Annotated in this window: 20 protein-coding genes and 1 pseudogene; 15 read left to right on the top strand and 6 right to left on the bottom strand. The window is 54.2% G+C overall.

The annotated features are described in order from the left end of the window. Positions 1-46 precede the first annotated feature (46 nt). From AM329_RS06325 to AM329_RS06295, 7 genes are all read left to right on the top strand, one after another. Entirely contained in the window at positions 47-1,636 is a 1,590-nt protein-coding gene (locus AM329_RS06325; RefSeq protein WP_032609201.1) for a methyl-accepting chemotaxis protein, read from the top strand. An 86-nt stretch (positions 1,637-1,722) separates the two neighbouring features. Continuing rightward, positions 1,723-2,625, top strand: a complete 903-nt coding sequence (glsB, locus tag AM329_RS06320) for a glutaminase B (RefSeq protein WP_176603001.1) — start codon at positions 1,723-1,725, stop codon at positions 2,623-2,625. Continuing rightward, positions 2,625-2,987: a DUF4186 domain-containing protein gene (locus AM329_RS06315; protein WP_003857163.1), complete on the top strand. Its 363-nt coding sequence runs from the start codon at positions 2,625-2,627 to the stop codon at positions 2,985-2,987. The genes glsB and AM329_RS06315 overlap by 1 nt, the downstream gene beginning before the upstream one ends. 58 nt (positions 2,988-3,045) lie before the next feature. Beyond that, on the top strand, positions 3,046-4,011 hold the full coding sequence (locus AM329_RS06310; protein WP_032609205.1) for a sensor domain-containing diguanylate cyclase: 966 nt from the start codon (positions 3,046-3,048) through the stop codon (positions 4,009-4,011). Positions 4,012-4,093: 82 nt separating this feature from the next. Then, positions 4,094-4,621: a GNAT family N-acetyltransferase gene (locus AM329_RS06305; RefSeq protein ID WP_032609208.1), complete on the top strand. Its 528-nt coding sequence runs from the start codon at positions 4,094-4,096 to the stop codon at positions 4,619-4,621. Between the two features lie 116 nt (positions 4,622-4,737). Further along, positions 4,738-6,189: a tagaturonate reductase gene (locus AM329_RS06300; RefSeq protein ID WP_032609210.1), complete on the top strand. Its 1,452-nt coding sequence runs from the start codon at positions 4,738-4,740 to the stop codon at positions 6,187-6,189. A gap of 201 nt (positions 6,190-6,390) precedes the next feature. Further along, positions 6,391-7,305, top strand: coding sequence for a bestrophin family protein (locus tag AM329_RS06295; protein ID WP_003857155.1), 915 nt, complete (start codon positions 6,391-6,393; stop codon positions 7,303-7,305). On the opposite strand, the gene AM329_RS06290 is transcribed toward AM329_RS06295, so the two are convergent. Continuing rightward, a complete protein-coding gene (locus AM329_RS06290; RefSeq protein ID WP_032609212.1) occupies positions 7,293-7,841 on the bottom strand; it encodes a GNAT family N-acetyltransferase in 549 nt (182 codons plus the stop codon). The two genes, AM329_RS06295 and AM329_RS06290, sit on opposite strands and share 13 nt — an antisense overlap. Before the next feature lie 186 nt (positions 7,842-8,027). Here AM329_RS06290 and AM329_RS06285 point away from each other — a divergent pair, with 186 nt between their 5' ends. The 6 genes from AM329_RS06285 to AM329_RS06260 all read left to right on the top strand — a co-directional run bounded on the left by AM329_RS06285 (position 8,028) and on the right by AM329_RS06260 (position 13,617). Continuing rightward, on the top strand, positions 8,028-8,636 hold the full coding sequence (locus AM329_RS06285; RefSeq protein ID WP_023324652.1) for a hypothetical protein: 609 nt from the start codon (positions 8,028-8,030) through the stop codon (positions 8,634-8,636). Next, entirely contained in the window at positions 8,633-9,073 is a 441-nt protein-coding gene (locus tag AM329_RS06280) for a GNAT family N-acetyltransferase (RefSeq protein WP_023324653.1), read from the top strand. The genes AM329_RS06285 and AM329_RS06280 overlap by 4 nt, the downstream gene beginning before the upstream one ends. A gap of 145 nt (positions 9,074-9,218) precedes the next feature. Continuing rightward, on the top strand, positions 9,219-10,214 hold the full coding sequence (locus tag AM329_RS06275) for an alpha/beta fold hydrolase (protein WP_003857149.1): 996 nt from the start codon (positions 9,219-9,221) through the stop codon (positions 10,212-10,214). Positions 10,215-10,258: 44 nt separating this feature from the next. After that, positions 10,259-10,999 carry a response regulator gene (locus AM329_RS06270; RefSeq protein WP_022651194.1) on the top strand — a complete coding sequence of 247 codons (741 nt, stop codon included), beginning with the start codon at positions 10,259-10,261 and terminating at the stop codon, positions 10,997-10,999. Further along, entirely contained in the window at positions 10,996-12,291 is a 1,296-nt protein-coding gene (locus AM329_RS06265) for an ATP-binding protein (RefSeq protein ID WP_032609216.1), read from the top strand. The genes AM329_RS06270 and AM329_RS06265 overlap by 4 nt, the downstream gene beginning before the upstream one ends. 135 nt (positions 12,292-12,426) lie before the next feature. Beyond that, positions 12,427-13,617 (top strand): cytochrome c biogenesis protein/redoxin, encoded by a 1,191-nt coding sequence (locus tag AM329_RS06260; protein ID WP_032609217.1) that lies wholly within the window; start codon positions 12,427-12,429, stop codon positions 13,615-13,617. Positions 13,618-13,623: 6 nt separating this feature from the next. On the opposite strand, the gene tam is transcribed toward AM329_RS06260, so the two are convergent. Continuing rightward, complete coding sequence (tam, locus tag AM329_RS06255; protein WP_023314159.1) at positions 13,624-14,382, bottom strand: trans-aconitate 2-methyltransferase; 759 nt, start codon at positions 14,380-14,382, stop codon at positions 13,624-13,626. 84 nt (positions 14,383-14,466) lie between these two features. Further along, complete coding sequence (locus tag AM329_RS06250; protein ID WP_001190898.1) at positions 14,467-15,051, bottom strand: GDP-mannose pyrophosphatase nudK; 585 nt, start codon at positions 15,049-15,051, stop codon at positions 14,467-14,469. An 86-nt stretch (positions 15,052-15,137) separates the two neighbouring features. Here AM329_RS06250 and AM329_RS06245 point away from each other — a divergent pair, with 86 nt between their 5' ends. Together AM329_RS06245 and AM329_RS06240 are read left to right on the top strand one after the other, a co-directional pair. Beyond that, positions 15,138-15,896 carry a DeoR/GlpR family DNA-binding transcription regulator gene (locus tag AM329_RS06245; protein ID WP_003857136.1) on the top strand — a complete coding sequence of 253 codons (759 nt, stop codon included), beginning with the start codon at positions 15,138-15,140 and terminating at the stop codon, positions 15,894-15,896. A gap of 104 nt (positions 15,897-16,000) precedes the next feature. Continuing rightward, entirely contained in the window at positions 16,001-17,293 is a 1,293-nt protein-coding gene (locus tag AM329_RS06240; RefSeq protein WP_032609218.1) for a glycoside hydrolase family 28 protein, read from the top strand. 225 nt (positions 17,294-17,518) lie between these two features. Here the strand turns inward: AM329_RS06240 and AM329_RS06235 are convergent, their stop codons facing one another. From AM329_RS06235 to AM329_RS06225, 3 genes and pseudogenes are all read right to left on the bottom strand, one after another. Further along, positions 17,519-18,487, bottom strand: coding sequence for an IS5-like element IS903B family transposase (locus AM329_RS06235; protein WP_022652343.1), 969 nt, complete (start codon positions 18,485-18,487; stop codon positions 17,519-17,521). A gap of 30 nt (positions 18,488-18,517) precedes the next feature. Continuing rightward, positions 18,518-19,084: pseudogene (locus tag AM329_RS06230) on the bottom strand (MFS transporter); the annotation flags it as partial. Positions 19,085-19,170: 86 nt separating this feature from the next. Then, positions 19,171-20,328 (bottom strand): iron-containing alcohol dehydrogenase, encoded by a 1,158-nt coding sequence (locus tag AM329_RS06225; protein ID WP_021243026.1) that lies wholly within the window; start codon positions 20,326-20,328, stop codon positions 19,171-19,173. Positions 20,329-20,468: the final 140 nt, after the last annotated feature.

Raw genomic sequence — 20,468 nt, 5'->3', positions numbered from 1 at the left:
GTTTCGTAGACTCGCCGCGTCTAACGTATTGTTACAGAAGAAAATTATGAACCTAACGCAAATTTTTAGTCGTCTTGCGCCGCGCTTTATTCCTCGTCAGTTTGGCCTGCTGACCGGCATCTTTTGTATCATTGGCCTTTTCTCCGCCCTGCAACTCTCTTCCTCCTTCCTGCTCACCGCCTCCCTGAATGAAGCCCAGCGTAACGAACAGCGCAATCAGCTGGCCTGGCAGCAGCAGAGCAGGCTGGATCAGGCCCGTATTTCTCTGCTGGCCGCAAGCGATCTGCTCAACCGCTCCGGCGTGTACTTTATGCAGGATAAAGAGACCGGCTCGGAAGGGAGCTGGCATAGCCTGATGGACGAGGCGCAAAAATCCCTGGCGGCGTCTAAACAGGCATGGCAAGCATGGCTCGCACTTAATCCTCCGCAGGACGAGGGGCTTGTTAACAGCTATCAGCTGTTCTTCGGTGCCATTAGCGAGCAGGCGGAAGGGCTGGTGAAAACCAACAGCATCGACCTCTTTTTTGCTGTACCCGCCCAGGCCTTTCAGACCGATTTTAATGACAACTTTGCACGCTATCAGCAACGGAGTGAGAAGCAGGCGATACAGGGGCGTCAGTCGCTCATGGAACAACTCTCAGGCCTGCAACGGCTGTTCCTGTTTGCGCCGCTGGTGCTGCTGGCCATTGCCATAGCCGTCTGGTTTGGGATGGCGAAGTGGGTGATATCCCCGCTACGCCGTCTGATTATCCATATTAACCAGCTTGCGGCAGGGGATTTATCAGGCACGCCGCCTGACGTTGTGCGCTTTAACCGTGAAATCAGCCAGCTCTGCGGCAGTATTACCGCCATGCAGCTTGGGCTACAGCAGCTGGTGACTCAGGTCAGCGAGGCCACTACCGCCATGGTTGAAAATATTGGGTCACTTGCGCAGGGGAATCAGAAGCTTTATCAGCAGTCTACGCGACAAGCCAAAGAGCTGGAGGAGGTGACCGCGCATATCGCCGATCTCGAAACCCACGTTGAGGGGAACACAGGTTATGCAAAACTCGCCCGCTCGCGCGCGGATGAAGCCCGACAGGCTGCCGTAGGCGGGGAGCAAATGATGACGGCGGTGAATGGCTCGATGCAGACGATCGTCGACCGATCCTCAGAGATGCGCGGGATCGTCGCGATGATCGACAGCGTGGCGTTTCAGACCAACATTCTCGCCCTCAATGCTGCCATTGAAGCCGCCCATGCAGGAGAGCAGGGGCGCGGATTTGCGGTGGTCGCCCGGGAAGTGGGGTTGCTGGCCAGAAAAAGCAGTCACTCTACGCAAACCATCCAGGCGCTGATTAACCACTCGCTTCAGGGCATTGAGGAAGGATCTCAGGTGGTAAACCGTCTGGAAGAGAATTTGCAACAGGTCACCGGGCTGGTGGCGAATCTGAGCAGCCTGCTGAATGATATTTCCTTGGCCACCCTGAATCAGGGGGATAGCATCCATCAGATGACCCGTCAGCTTCAGGCGCTGAATCAGGTATCACGTCAGACTGATGTGCTGGTTAGCGAAGCGTCAAATGCCTCTGAGCGCCTGCATCAACAGTCCGATCTTTTGTTGCAGGCCGTCTCGCGTTTTCGTCTCCCTGCCTGACGTGACGTATAAGCCTCTGTTATACTCGCAGCCCGTTTTAGCCTGAGGGCAAGGAGCAAAGTGTGGCTGCGGTCATCCATAATGAGATGCTGGACGAGATTCTGGCGCAGGTTCGTCCGTTACTGGGGCAGGGTAAGGTTGCCGATTACATTCCCGCGCTGGCCTCGATCAGCGGTAATAAGCTCGGCATCGCCATTTGTACTGTCGACGGGCAGCGTTTTCAGGCGGGAGACGCGCTGGAGCGATTTTCCATTCAGTCGATCTCAAAAGTGCTTAGCCTCGTTGCCGCCATGCGCCAGTATGACGAGCAGGAGATCTGGCAGCGGGTGGGCAAAGATCCGTCCGGTCAGCCGTTTAACTCCCTTCTTCAGCTGGAAATCGAACAGGGTAAGCCGCGTAACCCATTTATTAACGCCGGGGCGCTGGTGGTGTGCGATATGCTGCAAAGCCGGCTGAGCGCGCCGCGCCAGCGGATGCTCCAGATTGTGCGGCAGCTTTCCGGCGTGCAGGACATCGCCTACGATCCGGTGGTAGCGCGCTCTGAGTTTGAACACTCTGCACGTAACGCCGCCATCGCCTGGCTGATGAAGTCCTTCGGCAACTTTCATAATGACGTTGCCACGGTGCTGCAAAACTATTTTCATTACTGCGCGCTGAAGATGAACTGCGTTGAACTGGCGCAGACTTTTCTGTTTCTGGCGCATCAGGGCCATGCCCCTCATCTGGTCGAGGACGTTGTCTCCCCAATGCAGGCCCGGCAGATCAACGCCTTAATGGCAACCAGCGGAATGTATCAGAATGCCGGGGAGTTTGCCTGGCGCGTGGGGCTGCCGGCTAAATCCGGCGTTGGCGGTGGGGTCGTGGCGATTGTCCCCCACGAGATGGCGATTGCCGTCTGGAGCCCGGAACTGGACGAGACCGGAAATTCACTGGCGGGCGTAGCGGCGCTGGAACAGCTGACCAAACGTCTTGGACGGTCCGTATACTGATGTCCACGTTAGATCCTCTGTTCGCGCGCCTGGCTCGCTCCACGTTTCGTTCACGATTTCATTTAGGGACGAAAGAGCGGCAATACTGCTGGGATAAGGGCGCAGAGACTATCGATAAGCATGCCGCCGATTTTGTCGCCGCGCGGCTGGCGCCTGCACACCCGGTGAATGACGGTAAGCAGACGCCGATGCGCGGCCATCCGGTTTTTATCGCCCAGCATGCCACGGCAACCTGCTGTCGGGGCTGTCTGGCTAAGTGGCACGCTATTCCGCAGGGCGTGCCGCTGAGTGCGCAGCAACAACAGTATATCGTCAACGTAATCCATCATTGGCTGGTCATAGAGGTAAATCGTGCCTCCTGAACTGACAATGTCTCTGTTTAAGCTACGCTTTTACTAATGCTCAGCGTCAGGAGACGTTATGAAGGCACCTCAAATTCCCGTTAATGAAGCGGAGCGCATGAATGCGCTGCGCGAATCCGGTCTGCTTGAGATCGACAATTATCCCGCGTTTGATCGTCTTACGCGGCTGGCAACACGCTTTTTCAGGGTGCCGCTGGCGATGATTACGCTGGTGGATGACCACGCCGCGATCGTGAAATCTGCTGACGGCCGGGCACTCGCTAGCCAGCCTCGCGACCTCTCGTTTTGCGGTCATACGATCCTGGGTGACGCGCCGCTGGTGGTGAGTGACACGCTCCTGGACGAACGCTTCGCGGATAATCCGCAGGTGGCGGGAGATCCGGGCGTGCGCTTTTATGCCGGTTTCCCGCTGCGTTTACGCGACGGGGCGTGCGTAGGATCGTTGTGTCTCATTGATTACGCGCCGCGGGAGTTTACCGCGGCGGATGCCGCCGTACTGGCCGATCTCAGCGCGCTGGCGGAGGATGAATTTGCAGCCGTTAGCGCCGCCACGACCGATGAACTCACGGGATTGTTTAACCGTCGCGGGTTTAACCAGTTTGCGCAGTTTGCACTGTCGGTTTCGCAGCGTCGGGCAGAACCGTTAACCCTTGGCTGGCTGGATCTGGACCATTTCAAAACCATTAACGATCGCTTCGGACATCAGGAGGGTGACAAAGCTCTGAAAGCGATGGCCGCCCTGATGCGTTCCTCGTTCCGCGAGGCCGATCTGCTGGTACGTTTCGGGGGAGATGAGTTCGCGGTGCTGTTTGCGGATACCGATGAGCCTGGCGCCTGGATCGCCATGCAGTATCTCGTCGAACAAACGGAAAAGTATAACGCGCGTCAGCTGCATCCCTGGTCGTTACAGTTCTCCTGGGGGCTGAGCGAGTTCGATCATCACCGCAACGATATTCAGGCATGGTTAAAACACGCGGATGCGCAAATGTACGCCATGAAGCGGCAACACCACGGCGAAAAATGACATAACGAAATCCTATGTCATCGCTTATTGCGTTACAAAAATGTTAATAGCAAAGTGGAGAGATTCAACCTAAGGACGCGCAATGAACTCTCCCATGCTGATTAAACCTCTCTCCCGACAGGACATCCTCACCCACATTGATGCCCTGAACGATATTCTCGTCAACTGTGTCAACGGCGGCGCCTCCGTCAGCTTTATGCTGCCTTTTTCTGCCGGGAAAGCCCAAACCTTCTGGCTCGGCGTCGCAGACAGCGTCGGGCGCGACGAGCGTACCGTCCTGGGCTGTTTTGATGCGGAGCAGGGGCTGGTTGGCACGGTCCAGCTGATCACCGATCAGCCTGAAAACCAGCCGCACCGTGCTGATGTCGCGAAACTGCTGGTTCATGAGAAAGCGCGCCGTAAAGGGGCGGCAATGGCGCTGATGGAATCCCTGGAGGCGGTTGCGCGTGAAAAAGCGCTTACGGTGCTGGTGCTTGATACCTCAACCGGCAGCGGCGCGGAGACGTTTTATCAGAGAGCGGGCTGGCAAAAGGCGGGGGAGATCCCACGCTACGCCCTGATGCCGAACGGGGACATGACTGCGACCTCGATGTTCTATAAATTTCTTTGATATTTTTCACCATCGCGTCCTGAGTTGATCCAGACAGGGGTTCTGGTCCTGAAGTTTTGATAAGTTATCACACCAATCTTATCAGGCTGTATGACTAATCATAAAGGACCTCCATTGTGAACACTCTCAACCGTCGTGATTTCCCCGGTGCGTGCTACCCTGAACGTATCATCCAGTTTGGCGAAGGTAACTTCCTGCGCGCGTTCGTTGACTGGCAAATCGACCTCTTAAACGAGCATACCGATCTCAATGCCGGTGTGGTGATTGTGCGGCCGATCCAGAGCGATTTTCCGCCGTCGCTGAGCACCCAGGATGGTCTGTATACCACAATTATTCGTGGTCTGAATGAGCAGGGAGAAGCGGTAAGCGATGCGCGTCTTATTCGTTCCGTAAATCGTGAAATCAGCGTCTACAGCCAGTACGATGAATTTCTGGCGCTCGCCCATAACCCGGACATGCGGTTTGTCTTCTCCAACACCACGGAAGCGGGCATCAGCTATCACGCGGGCGATAAGTATGACGATGCGCCTGCTGCCAGCTATCCGGCCAAACTGACGCGTCTGCTGTTCGAGCGCTTTACCCACTTTAACGGGGCTGCGGATAAAGGCTGGATCATTATTCCTTGTGAGCTTATCGACTACAACGGCGATGCCCTGCGTGAACTGGTGCTGCGCTATGCACAGGAGTGGGCGCTGCCGGCGGCATTCATTGCGTGGCTGAATAACGCTAACACCTTCTGCTCGACGCTGGTTGACCGCATTGTTACCGGCTATCCGCGTGATGAGGTGGCAGAGCTGGAAGCTGGTCTGGGCTATCAAGACAGCTTCCTCGACACGGCAGAACATTTCTATCTGTTTGTTATTCAGGGGCCAAAATCACTTGCAGCAGAACTGCGCCTGGATAAATACTCGCTTAACGTCCTGATTGTTGACGATATTAAACCGTATAAAGAGCGTAAGGTGGCGATCCTCAACGGCGCGCACACGGCGCTGGTTCCGGTCGCTTTTCAGGCCGGCCTGGATACGGTAGGGGAAGCCATGAACGACGCGGAAATTTGCGCGTTCGTCGAGAAGGCTATTTATGAGGAAATTATTCCCGTCCTGGATCTGCCGCGCGACGAGCTGCACTCCTTCGCCAGTGCCGTAACGGGGCGTTTCCGTAATCCGTACATTAAGCATCAGTTGCTGTCGATTGCACTGAACGGGATGACCAAGTACCGCACCCGTATTCTGCCGCAACTGCTGGCAGGGCAGAAGGCGACCGGCAAATTGCCAGCACGTCTGACCTTTGCTCTGGCGGCGCTGATTGCATTTTACCGTGCCGAGCGCAACGGTGAGCGCTATCCGGTGCAGGACGATGCGCACTGGCTTGAACGTTACCAGCAGCTGTGGACGCAACATCACGACAAACAGGTCACTACCCGTGAACTGGTATCGTCGGTGTTAAGCGTGAGCGAACACTGGGAACAGGATCTCACTCTGGTTAACGGACTGGTAGACCAGGTTGCGCTGGATCTGGATGCGATTTTAAGCAAAGGCATGCGCGATGCGGTGAAACCGCTCTGCTAATCATAATGCCCGGCGTTTGCCGGGTATTTTAAAGACCCTATTTAGTTACAACATACTATCCGTTCTTTTTTTAGAACGCACTTGCGGCACCGTGCGGTTCAGGCTTAACAGGTCAGAAAATGCAATGAACTATTAACATGCTTGCAACCGTGAGGGGGATCACGTTTAATAGCCGCGCTCTTTACTTTTCTGAAGCTGATTATGATTGTTCGTCCTCAACAGCACTGGCTGCAACTGATTTTTGTCTGGCATGGTTCGGTACTTCCCAAAATTTATACCCGACTGCTGCTTAACTTCCTGCTTTCCATCGCCGTGATTGTCATGCTGCCGTGGTACACCTCGCTGGGTATCCGGTTTACCGTCGCGCCGTTCAGCATTCTGGGTGTGGCTATCGCCATCTTCCTGGGGTTTCGCAATAACGCCTGTTATTCGCGCTACGTTGAGGCGCGTCTGCTTTGGGGGCAGTTGATGATAGCGGCGCGCTCGCTGTTTCGCGAGGTAAAAAACACCTTGCCGGATGATAAACATCTTGGAGAGTTTGTCCGCCTGCAAATCGCGTTTGCTAACTGTCTGCGAATGACCCTGCGCAGAGAAACCAATGCCGATCAGCTGTCCCGCTATCTGGCTCCAGACGATTTACGCAAAGTGATGGACGCCAACTCGCCGGCGAACCGTATCCTGCTGATCATGGGGGAGTGGCTGGCCGTACGGCGGCGTAGCGGGCACCTTTCAGACATTCTGTTTCACAGCCTCAACAACCGCCTGAATGATATGTCCATCGTGCTGGCTGGCTGTGAGCGTATCGCCAATACGCCGGTCCCGTTTGCCTATACGCTGATCCTGCACCGGACGGTGTATCTGTTCTGCATCATGCTGCCGTTTGCGCTGGTAGTTGATCTGCATTACATGACGCCCTTTGTCTCTGCACTGATTTCCTACACCTTTATCTCGCTGGACACGCTGGCGGAAGAGCTGGAAGATCCGTTTGGGACGGAAGATAACGATCTGCCGCTGGACGCCATCTGCAACATGATGGAGCGCGATCTGTTGCAGATGAACGATGAAGAGAACATCCCTGAAAGACTGATGCCGGATAAGCATTATCAGCTGACCTGACGGGCATTCCACTCGTCGCGGGTGATTTCCCACAGCTCCGAATCCAGCAGGCCGCTGACATAGGCTTTCTTCTCCGTCCTGATGAGCCGCATGCCGCTGCTGTCTGAAATACGTCGGGAGCGGCTGTTTGCAGCCGCTTTCGGCGCGCGCAACACCGGTTTGTTAAGCGTATTGAACCAGTAATCCGTGGCCGCAATGCTCGCCTCGCGCATATATCCCTGGCCCTGAAATTCCGGCGCGAGCCAGAAGCCCCGGTTGTTGTCCTCCACGTCATACAGGCAAATCAACCCCATCAGTTCGTCAGGCGCTTCGCGACGGCGAATCGTCCAGAACCACGCAATCCCTTTGGCCATATCGGGCAGTGCAACGTTGTTGACATAATTTTCTGCACCGTTTTCCGGGTAGGGCCAGGGGACTGAAGCCACCATATAGCGGACAATCTCCCAGCGCGGATAGCTTTGCTGGATCTGGACGGCATCTTCTGCAATCAGGGGGCGTAATATCAGGCGCTCGGTGGTAAGCGTGGGTATGGTCATCCCCTGATCTCCATAATTAAGCGTTATGCTTTTGTTTGGGTTCTGGTATTTTCATCTTAATAACATTCTGTTGCGATGTACTGTACTTTAGATACGATGAAAACGATGTTGAGTTAACGTAATCAACCGGCCTGAAAAGGTGAAGGAATACATTATCGGTACTATCCAGTCACTGGCGGTTTTTTGATGAAAATTCTGCACTTGTTAACCGGACACGTTTCTTACGAGCTCCTGCAACACGGAAAACGGATTGAGGACGCTATTGCCCGCCATGACAATGATTTATTAAACCATTCCACACCCGAACTGGAGCGGTATTTTTCACGCCCGCTTAGTGAGCTGCCACGGCAAAATGCTTATCCGGTAGCGATATTATTACCGCTATTTCTGGTGATTTTTGCGTTTAATTTGCTGCCATTTCTCCAGACAATATCCAGTATGTCGCCAACGCTACATACACTCAGTTTTTTTGTCCCATCGCTAGCGATACTTATCTTCCTGATGCTCGCGAGTGCCTTCCTTGCCCGGGGATACACTTCAGGGCTATCAGGGTTTTTAGCGCTTTTCATCATCCTGCTGACATTAACGGTACTGCAATGGCTTCACTATCTGACCATTTCTGATGGCAGTAGCTGGCAGCTGATCATTGCAACGATCGCTTTGGTAATTAGCCGTATGGTGTTAAACAGTCGAGGCTTTGTGCTGTTCACGCTATATTGTCGTTCGAAGCGTCTTGCCACGCTGGCTCGCATCATGCGCCTAAAGAGCGGCAAGGATAATGTGAGGAACACATGACACTCATCGTACGCCCGTTACAGACAGAAGATTACCCACAATGGCGACCGCTGTGGGATGGCTATACCCATTTTTATGAGTGCTACCTTGACGAGTCCGTTACCGCGGCCACCTGGGACAGGGCGCTCGCAGATTCATCATCTCTGTTTTGCCGTGTCGTGGAGAAGGACGGCCGCGTCATCGGCTTCGCCATGTGCGTCCTGCATGAAGGGACCTGGTCAACCGCGCCCGTTTGCTATCTGGAAGATCTGTTTGTTGACGCTGCCGAACGTGGCGCAGGGGCGGGTAAAGCGCTTATCGACGCCCTGATCGATGAAGGCAAGCGGGAAGGGTGGTCAAAACTCTACTGGGTAACCCGCATGAACAATCCGGCGCGTAAGCTGTATGATCACTATGGTGAAGCCGACGATTACGTCCGGTACCGAATCTCGCTTTAGTCGTTTAATACCTGGGTTTGTATCACACTGTATCTGCCTCTGTGATACATACACAGGTATGCAATAAAACCGCATCCGCACACATCTCCTGTACAAACGCATGGTGTTATATCTCCGTCAACTGAACTTACCCGGAGATAACATCATGTTTAATAAACTCGCATACTCAGCCGTCGCCCTGACCGTATCACTTGGCACCGTGATGTCCTGCCAGGCAGAAGCGACGGGTAAGGATTACGCGTCGGCCTTTAACCAGGTTAAACAGATTAACGCTGGCGATTTGAACGTCGGTTACGTCGATATCGGGCCAAAAGAGGGGCAACCGGTGATCCTGCTGCATGGCTGGCCGTACGACATTCACAGTTATGCAGAAGTGGCCCCCGCGCTGGCCGCGAAGGGGTATCGTGTCATTGTGCCGTCCCTGCGCGGGTACGGCACCACACGCTTTATTTCTGATAAAACGCCGCGAAACGGCCAGCCTTCGGCAATGGCAAAAGACATCGTCAACCTGATGGACGCCCTGAATATCAAACAGGCGGTGTTTGCCGGTTATGACTGGGGGGCGCGTACGGCAGATATCGTTGCAGCGCTCTGGCCGGAACGGGTGAAATCGCTGGTCTCGGTAAGTGGCTACCTGATCAGCAGCCAGGCGATTGGCAAACAGCCTTTACCGCCGAAGGCAGAGGTTCAGTGGTGGTATCAGTTCTATTTCGCCACGCCGCGCGGGGCGGAGGGCTATGCTAAAAATACGCACGATTTTGCCCGGTTGATCTGGTCCCAGGCTTCGCCTGACTGGAAATTCAGCGATGCCACCTTCAATGCCAGCGCCAAATCCCTCGATAACCCGGACCACGTTGCCGTCACGCTCAGTAATTACCGCTGGCGTCTGGGGCTGGAGAAGGGTGAGCAGAAATATGACGCCTACGAACAAAAGCTAGCTACGCTGCCGAATATTACGGTGCCGACCATCACCATCGAGGGTGGTAACAACGGAGCACCACATCCTGCACCCGCAGCCTATGCGGGGAAATTCACCGGAAAATATGAGCACCGTACTTTCGGCGCAACGGTTGGCCACAACCCGCCGCAGGAAGATCCGCAGGACTTTGTTAAAGCCGTTGTCGACGCGGATAAGCTCTGATATGTGCTATTTTCAATCCGTTACCTCTTAATCAGGAGCCTGCGGTGGAGCATATTGATCACATCCTTGTCGTCGATGACGACAGGGATATTCGTGAACTGATTGTCGATTACCTCGTGAAATCCGGCTACCACGCCTCTGGCGCGGCGAACGGGAAAGAGATGCGCGTAGTGCTCGACAAACAGCATATCGACCTGGTGGTGCTGGACGTGATGATGCCCGGCGATGATGGCCTGACGCTGTGTCGACAGCTGCGCAGCAGCAGGCATAAGGATCTGCCGATCCTGATGCTCACCGCGCGCAACGAGGACACGGACCGGATCCTGGGACTGGAGATGGGCGCCGACGATTATGTGGTGAAACCGTTTGTGGCCCGCGAACTGCTGGCGCGTATCAAAGCTATCCTGCGTCGTTTTCGTACTATGCCGCCTAATCTTCAGGTGACCGAGGCAGGGCGCCTGGTGGTGTTCGGTGAATGGCAACTGGATACCGTGGCGCGTCATCTGATTGATAACGAGGGGATGGTTGTGGCGCTCAGCGGGGCGGAATATCGCCTTTTGCGCGTATTCCTCGATCATCCTCAACGGGTGCTGACCCGCGATCAGCTGCTGAACCTGACGCAGGGACGTGATGCCGAGCTGTTTGAGCGTTCGATTGATCTCCTGGTGAGCCGCGTGCGACAGCGCCTGAATGAAGATGCCCGCACGCCGGCCTACATTAAAACCGTTCGCAGCGAAGGCTACGTTTTTACCATGCCGGTGACCATCGTCGAGGCCAATGAATGACGCTGTGGCCCCGCACCTTACTGGCCCGGCTGCTGATCATTGTGCTGCTTGGACTCTTACTGGCTAACGCGCTCAGCCTGACGCTGGTCATGGTTGAGCGAATGCACAGCGCGCGCACGGTTATGCTGGGCAATCTTGAGAATGACGTGGCGACCAGCGTGGCCATTCTCGACCGGCTTCCGGCCAAAGAGCGGCCAGAGTGGCTGGAACGGCTCAGTCGCGGTAATTATCGTTATATCCTTGGCCCCGGCGAGGCAGGCGCCGCACCAACGGACAAGCGCTCGCGGGATGCAATTCGCACCCTGAAAGAGACGCTTTCAGCCCAATATCCGCTCCAGTTTACGGCGGTGCCAGGGCCGATCTCCCATATTCAGGCCCATCTGACGCTCCGCGACGGCGCACCGCTCACTATCGATCTGATCCCGCGCATGCCGCCTGTCGCCAGCTGGTTACCCGTGGTGCTAGTTCTTCAGCTGTTACTTGTCGCGCTCTGCTCCTGGATTGCCGTACGCCAGGTTGTCCGGCCTTTCCTGCAATTCACGCGTGCGGTTGATTCCCTCGATCCTGCGGCCCATTCACCGATGACTGAAAAAGGACCGGTTGAAGTGCGCCAGGCTGCACACGCTTTTAATGAGATGCAGTCGCGGATACAAACGTATCTGCGTGAACGCGCGCAGATTCTGGCGTCCATTTCTCACGATCTCCAGACGCCCATCACGCGCATGAAGCTGCGGATCGAAATGGCAGATCAGCCCGAACTCCGCGATAAGCTGCTGAGCGACCTGGATAATATGTCGCGCCTGGTACGGGAGGGGATTGCCTATGCCCGGTCATCAGAATCACTGGAAGAGACCACGCTGAAGCTGGAGCTGAACGCGTGGGTTAACAGCATCGCCAGTGATTATCAGGACATTGGTAAAAACGTGCAGTTTCATGCACGCAATGCGCGTCTGCCGATCGTTACTCGTCCACAGGCATTGCGCAGGGTAATGACCAATCTGCTGGATAATGCGCTCAAGTTTGGCGATAGCGCGGTTATAGAGATTGATGAAGATGAAAGGCAGGTAGCGATCCGTATTATGGATAACGGCCCCGGCATCCCGGAGGCAGAACTGGAGGCGGTGTTACAGCCGTTCTACCGGGTTGAAACGTCGCGCAACCGCGAAACGGGCGGCACCGGGTTAGGCCTCGCCATTGCCGCGCAGCTTACCGCCCAGCTTGACGGGAAATTGCATCTTGCAAACCGGGCAGAGGGCGGGCTGGTCGTAAGCGTGACTCTTCCGCGCGGTTAATTGTACGCCTGTGTATCTGCACCCCGTGCCGATACGCAGGCAGACAAAATTCAGCTTTTCGCACACGGCCTGAACACATTCGTACGGTCAAATAACCTCACTGCACCTTCGCAGCAACCGTATCGTGAGGTCGTTATGTTTCTGATAATCGCTTTTTTGGGCGGCATGATTAGCCTGCTCAGTCCGTGCACGCTTCCCGTCATTCCTCTGCTGTTCGCTGGCTTTCAGGGGCAGCGCAAACACATTCTGGCGCTTCTGGCGGGAATGATTGTGATGTTCACGTTGGTGGCGATGGTAGTAACGGTTGCCAGCGAGTGGATCGCTGACGCCACCGTTATCGGTCGCTGGATTGCGCTGCTGATACTGAGCATTGCCGCCCTGGCTCTGATCTTCCCGCAGTTTGCTCAGCGCATTGCCCGTCCGGCGGTCAGTGCGGGAAACGTTCTCAACACCCACAGCGTTCAGCGACGCGGCCTGGTTTCGGCTTTTCTGGCAGGGCTGGCCGTTGGACTTCTGTGGTCCCCCTGTGCCGGACCGATTCTCGGGGCGATCTTCAGCATTAATATTGCGGGCCACTCGGCCATCGCAACCGGAGCGCTGTTAGCCGCTTACGGCAGTGGATGCGCGTTGATGCTGGGGCTGCTTGTCGCGGGGGGCCGTAAGCTGATAACCCCTCTGAGAGCCAAATCCGCATTGATGGCGCGTTTGCGTCAGGGAGCGGGAGTGATGATGTTAGCTGCCGTTGCGTTCAACGCCAGCGGGATGACCTCAGCCCTGAAAGGTGCCAACGGTATTGCCGACCAGCTGGAAAACGCTCTGTTGAGCCTTGCGCAACCATCCTCCACGCAGGTGAAACTGCAACCAGTCGCTGACGCAACAACGAGCAGCCAGCTACCATCATTAAGCGGCGGTACGGGCTGGGTAAACGGTGACCCTGTCACGTCTGAGGCCTTGCGGGGGAAAGTTGTGCTTATCGATTTCTGGACCTGGGACTGTATCAACTGCCAGCATACCCTTCCGCATGTTCGAGACTGGGCGAAGAAATATGAGTCACAAGGTCTGGTGGTGATTGGCGTCCATACCCCGGAATACCCCTGGGAAAAGCCGTTATCATCGGTGAAAAACGCGGTCAATAAATGGCAGCTGCCGTACCGCGTAGTGACGGATAATAACTACAAAATCTGGAGCGCGTTCGGAAATCAGTACTGGCCAGCGCATTACTATTTCGATGCGAAAGGGCAACTGCGTTACACCGCGTTTGGCGAAGGTAACTACGACAAGCAGGAGGCCGTGATTCAGCAGTTGCTCAAGGAAGCGCGTTCCTGATCCGGCTTACGGAACCCGCTGAGCCACCATAAACAGGCGCGGAAAAGCCAGCAGTATCTGCCCGTTCTCCTGGAGCGGATACTGCTCTTCCAGCAGCTCAAGGTAGCGTTTCAGATAGTTTTTCTGCTCGCTTTCGTTGAGTTCCTGTAACCACGGCCGTAACCCCGTCGCGCTGACCCAGTCAATAATCGCCTGATGAGAGCTCATCTGATGGAAGTAGGTGGTGCGCCAGATATCCACGTCACATCCCGCTTCCGTCAGAATATCGTAGTAGGCATGGATACCCGGCAATGGCTCGCGGCCACGATCGGGGTAGCCCTGTTCCCAGGCAACTTCACGCATCAGGGCGTGCGTCGGCTCAAGCCAGTTGTCAGGCATTTGCACCGCCAGCACGCCGTTTAACTGGAGCAGTGAAACCAGGTGTGGCAGAAGGTGGTAATGGTCCGGGATCCATTGCAATGAGGCGTTGGCGTAGATCAGGCTGAGCGGCTGGTCAGGTTTGTAGTGCCGGATATCCGCCTCAACAAAGTGGCAGTCTGGCAGGGCCTGTCGGGCTTCCTCCAGCATGGCCGGGGAGTTATCCACGCCGGCGATCTGCGCAGAAGGCCAGCGCTGTTTCAGCAGCGCGGTGCTGTTGCCTGGCCCGCAGCCCAAATCCACGGCTGAGGTTATGTCAGCAAGCGGCACCCGGGCCAGTAACTCAGCGGCGGGACGTGTGCGTTCTGCGCTGTACTGTAGATAAAGAGAGGGATCCCAGTCGGCCATTTTCGCATCTCCATGTTGAGGTGTTCAGCAAGAATAGCACAGGCAAATACCTGCGCCGGGGCAGGTATCTGGCTAATGGTGAGATTATAAAATGCCTTTGAGGGCCAGGTGATAGAGCAGCATGATGGTTTTTCCGTCGACGATCTGCCCATTTTCAATGCCCCGAAGCGCGTCGTCCAGCGTCATTTCCAGCACGTCGATATCTTCCCCCTCAGCTTTAACGCCGCCGCCCGCGCTGGTCCGATCCTGCGGATGATATTCCGCCAGATAGAAGTAGAGTTTCTCGGTAACCGAGCCCGGGCTCATATAGGCCTCAAAAATTTTCTCTACGCGCGTCACCTTAAACCCGGTTTCTTCTTCCGCTTCGGCCTTAATCCGGCTTTCCGGGTCAAGGTTATCGAGCAACCCGGCGGCCGCCTCAATGAGATCCTCTTCGTGACCATTGATAAACACCGGGAAACGGAACTGACGCGTCAGAATGACGGTTTTGCTGTCGCGATTATAGAGCAGGATCGTCGCGCCATTCCCCCGGTCATACACTTCACGCTCTTGCCGCTGCCAGTCGCCATCGCTGCGCTGGAGGTCAAAAGTGTATTTTTTCAGGTTATACCAGTTGTCGGACAACGTTTCGCTGTTGATGATGCGTATATCTGCACGTTTTGATTGCACGTTTGTCTCTCCTCTCGTAGAGTAAGCATCATAAACAGCACTATCGCGCAAATACAAGACATATCGTGCAACATCAGGAATAAATCATGCTTACAAGCCAGCGTAAACAGTTGATTCTGGAAAAACTGGAGGCGGAAGGCCAGGTCCAGTCAACTGCACTCAGCCTCTTTTTCTCGGTGTCTGAGGACACTATCCGCCGGGATTTACGTGAACTGGCGGCAGAAGGGCGTTTGCAGCGTGTTCACGGCGGTGCACTGCCAGCATCTTCAGCGATTGCGCCTTTTGCCGAGCGTCAGTCCGTCAAAATGGATGCAAAAAAACGCGTGGCACGGCGAGGCGCGCAGCTCATTTCACCGGGGCAGGTGGTGATCATTGATGGCGGGACGACCACCTCCGAACTTATTACATTCTTGCCACCCGATTTACCGATAACCGTGGTGACGCACAGCCCGGGTATCGCATTGGGTCTGGTCGGCCATCCGAGCATAGAGGTGATCCTGATCGGTGGTCGTTTGTATAAACACTCCATCGTCACGGTCGGCGCGGCCGCAATTGAAGGCATCAATAATATTCATGCGGATCTGTTTTTCATGGGTGTCACCGGCGTGCATCCTGAGGCCGGGCTGACCACCGGAGATTATGAAGAAGCGTGCATCAAACGTGCATTTTCCGGCAGAGCGGCGGAAACGGTGGTACTGGCCTCACCGGAAAAGATCAACACGGCCTCGGCGTTCGTGATTGGCGACCTGTCGCTGGTGAATACGCTGGTTGTTGAAAACACAACGGATGAACGCTGGGTGAGCGCCATGAAAGAAAAGGGCGTTACGGTGATCGCAAGCCAGTAAATATCCGCTTTTTTGCCAGCCTGACCGCCAGGCTGTCAAACAGACAAAGGTTATCCTTCACGCGGATTTCTAGACTAAGGCTTTCATCTGTTTAAGGACAAGCCATGAAAGCGATCTCCATTCTGGCGTGTGGCGCGGACCCAACCGCGCAACGCCTGTCAACGTCTGCCATTCAGCAGGCCATAAACAGTGCTCAAGAGAACGATGTCATTGTTATTCCGCAAGGCCGTTTTCTGACCGGCGCACTGTTTCTGAAAAGCGGTGTTTCGCTTCGCCTGGATGCTGGCGCACAGCTCGTTGGAAGCCAGGATCTGGCTGATTATCCCCTGATAAACACCCGGGTGGCCGGCATTGATATGCGCTGGCCGGCAGGCATTATTAATATCATTGATTGTGAAAACGTCAGCATTACCGGTACAGGCACGATAGACGGGCAGGGTGTCATCTGGTGGCAACGCTTCTGGGGCGATGACGAACGCAGCGGCATGGTTGGCGATTACAGCGCCAGAGGATTACGCTGGGTGGTTGATTACGACTGTCAGCGCCCGCGCAATATCCTGGTCTTTGAAAGCCAGAACATTCTGCTGCGTGATTTTACCAGTCGGGAGTCCGGATTCTGGAACATACACCTCTGTTATTCGCGCCGTATCGCGGTTGAGGGTGTGCAAATCAGCAATTCTGCGGGGCCGAGCACCGACGGGATTGACGTCGACTCCTGCGAACAGGCGCGGATTGAACGCTGCATTGTGTCCTGCAATGACGACAATATTTGCATCAAATCTGGACGAGGACGCGAAGCGGCGCAAAAAGCACGTACCGCGCGGGATATAGTGATTCGAGGATGTACGCTGAATAAGGGATCCGGGATCACGCTGGGGAGTGAAACTTCAGGTGGCATTGAACGCGTCCTGATAGAAGATAACGCGTTTAACGGAACGGGCGTCGGGTTTCGCATTAAGTCGGCCCGCAACCGTGGCGGGTTTATCCGTGATATCACCGTCCAAAATTTACGTCTTACGGACGTACGTTTTCCGGTGCTGATCCAGCTGAACTGGTTTCCGCAGTACAGCTATGGCGACCAGAGCAATTTATCTGATAAACCAGAACACTGGCGCAAGCTGGCTGAAGGTGTTGAGGGCGAAGCCGGTCTTACTGAGGTCAGCGGACTGACGATTAAAAATATGACGGCGCGTCGCTCAGACAACAAATATTTCTCGCGGGCATTTTTCATTGCGGGGTATCCGGAGCGTCCTGTGGCCGGGTTAACGCTGGAGGGGATTTTTATTGACGCGACAGAGTTTGGGAAAATTTCCGGTGTGGATGGGTTGCGCTTTCAGGATGTGCAGGTGATCGCCGTAGAGAACACGCAAGACTGTAACGACAGTTATGAACGTTGATGGCATAGAATCTATGGGCATAATTCGCTGAATGAGCAGAACTAAGGCTGGGCCCGAAACGGCTGGATTTGTTCTTAATTAATCTTTGTCAAGGCTCAATTGAAATGTCCGTTATCCAGCTCAATTAAAATGACCACTTTGATCTCTCATTCTCTTTACTGATAGACTTGGCTTTGTTGAATAAATCAGATTTCGGGTAAGTCTCCCCCGTAGCGGGTTGTGTTTTCAGGCAATACGCACGCTTTCAGGCATACCTGCTTTCGTCATTTTGTTCAGCGCTCGTACCAGGGCCATAGCCTCCGCAACCTGACCATCGTAGTCACGCAGCGTCAGTGAACCCCCGAACAGCTGTTTTACCCGGTACATCGCCGTTTCCGCTATCGAGCGACGGTTGTAATCTGTTGTCCATTTCCACCGCGCATTACTCCCGGTCATTCGCTGATTAGCCACTGCACGGTTACGGTCTGCATATTCACCGGGCCAGTAACCCGCACCTTTTCGGGGTGGGATAAGCGCGCTGATTTTCTTACGCCGCAGTTCATCGTGACAGAGCCGGGTGTCGTAAGCGCCGTCTGCCGATGCTGCCCTGATTTTTCTGTGAGTCTGCCGGATAAGACCCGGGAAGGCTTCTGAGTCCGTCACATTGTTCAGCGACAGGTCTGCACAGATGATTTCATGTGTGTTGCTGTCAACTGCCAGATGCAACTTTCGCCATATACGACGGCGTTCCTGGCCATGCTTTTTGACTTTCCACTCGCCTTCACCAAAGACCTTCAGCCCGGTGGAATCAATCACCAGATGCGCGATTTCACCCCGGGTGAACGTTTTGAAACTGACGTTAACCGACTTTGCCCGCCTGCTGACACAGCTGTAATCCGGGCAGCGTAGCGGAACGTTCATCAGAGAAAAAATGGAATCAATAAAGCCCTGCGCAGCGCGCAGGGTCAGCCTGAATACGCGTTTAATGACCAGCACAGTCGTGATGGCAAGGTCAGAATAGCGCTGAGGTCTGCCTCGTGAAGAAGGTGTTGCTGACTCATACCAGGCCTGAATAGCTTCATCATCCAGCCAGAAAGTTATGGAGCCACGGTTGATGAGGGCTTTATTGTAGGTGGGCCAGTTGGTGATTTTGAACTTTTGCTTTGCCACGGAACGGTCTGCGTTGTCGGGAAGATGCGTGATCTGATCCTTCAACTCAGCAAAAGTTCGATTTATTCAACAAAGCCGCCCCGCAGAGTCCGGAACGCTGATACGGATCCATATCATTAGTAACAGCGAAAGTACTGACATAATACCGAACGTCAGGCGCCAGCCAAGATAATGCCCAAGCCAGGTTCCCAGCGGAACGCCTAGTGAGAGCGCCAGCGGTGTCCCAGCCATGGCTATCGCCATAGCCCGACCCTGATGAAGCGGCTCAACAATTCGGCGTGAAAACCCCGCCAGCAGGCTCCACGCCAGTCCCGCAGCCGCCCCGGCCCCCAAACGCGCTAACAGGGTCAGGTAAACATTTGATGAAAGTGCGGTAATGGTATTAAAAATGAAGAATCCCGCTACGGTCATTAATAAGACATATTTCCGATTCCACGACCGGGTAACGATAGTTAACGGAATAGCGGCAAATAATGACCCGAGGGCGTAGACGGTGACCCACTGGCCTGCGCTAGCCAGCGAAATATTCATTCCCTTACTGATTTCTGGCAATAATCCTGCTGGAATAGTTTCCGTCATGATGCAAATAAATCCGGTCATCGCAAAAGCCATTAATGGCATATAGGGAAATGTGTCATTCATTTTCTGCATTTTGCAATACCGTTAATGTTTAATTAAGCCTGCCAGGTGCGCAGGCTTAGCGCCTAATAGAGTAGATCGTTAGTCAATTAAAGTGCCATGTTCAGTATTGTTTCCGCCACTTCAGCAGTAATTTTTCCATGTTCACCTAATGCGATGTGCCCATGTTCTTTTAACTTGCCGATAACAGCTGAAATATCTTCCGCGCCCAGACCATAATCAGAAAGTCGGGTTTTAACGCCCATCAGTTCAAAAAATTCCACGGTGGCATTGATAGCCTCATCGGCCATTTTTTCGCTATCAGACTCAGGAATATTCCAGACACGCGCACCGTACTGAGCCAGCTTTTCTGCTTTTTCCTTTTTGCACAAGCGCCATAGTGCAGGCATAACGATAGCGAGGGTACGGGCGTGGTCGATTCCGTATAATGCAGTAATTTCCTGGCCAATCATGTGAGAAGCCCAGTCAGTTGGGACACCTGCGCTCAACATTCCATTCAGGGCCATCGTCGCAGCCCACATGATGTTAGCTCTGGCGTCGTAGTTCTGTGGATTTTTAAGGGCTACTGGGCCTTCTTCTTTCAGCGTGCTCAGCAGTCCTTCCGCCAGGCGATCCTGCACCTTAGCGTTAACCGGGTAAGTAATGTATTGCTCAAGAACGTGGACAAAGGCATCAACAACCCCGTTTGCGGTTTGTTGTTCAGGCAGCGTGTAGGTCATTTCCGGTTCGAGCACTGAAAATTTCGGCATAACGTAAGGGGAGGTGAAAAAGAGTTTATCCTGGGTGGTCACCCGATTAATCACCGCCGTGTTATTCATCTCTGAACCCGTGGCCGCCAGGGTCAGCACGCATCCAAAAGGGAGAGCTTGTTTCACCACGCCGCCATAACTCTTGACGATCTCCCATGGATCATTTTCGTAGAGGGCTGCGGCGGCAATAAATTTAGTCCCGTCGATCACTGAACCGCCGCCCACGGCCAGAAGAAAATCAATTTTTTCTGTTCTGACAATCTCAACGGCTTTCATCAGGGTTTCATAATGAGGGTTTGCTTCTACACCGCCAAACTCATAAACCAGGGTGTTTGTCAGGGACTCTTTTACGCGTTTCAATATACCGTGTTTTATAACGCTGCCCCCGCCATAGACAATCATGACCTTTTTACCCTGCGGGACTTCTTGTGCTAACGCAGAAATTTGATCGCGACCAAAAAGAATTTTTACCGGATTATGATAGATAAAATCTTGCATAATGATTACCTCATTTTCAGAATTAAAAGCCGTCACTACAACGAGGACATATTCACGTCGTGGAATATAAAGTACCATTTTGAATTTTATTTATTAATCAACATAAATTTCACTTACTTGTGAAATTTATTTGATAATTA

Origin of the sequence: Enterobacter cloacae complex sp. AR_0002 (assembly GCF_001922365.1) — a bacterium.
In the GTDB taxonomy this organism is placed as follows: domain Bacteria; phylum Pseudomonadota; class Gammaproteobacteria; order Enterobacterales; family Enterobacteriaceae; genus Enterobacter; species Enterobacter hormaechei_C.
The sequence above is the reverse complement of the archived record's forward strand: the minus strand, read 5'-3'. Positions and strand labels throughout refer to the sequence as shown.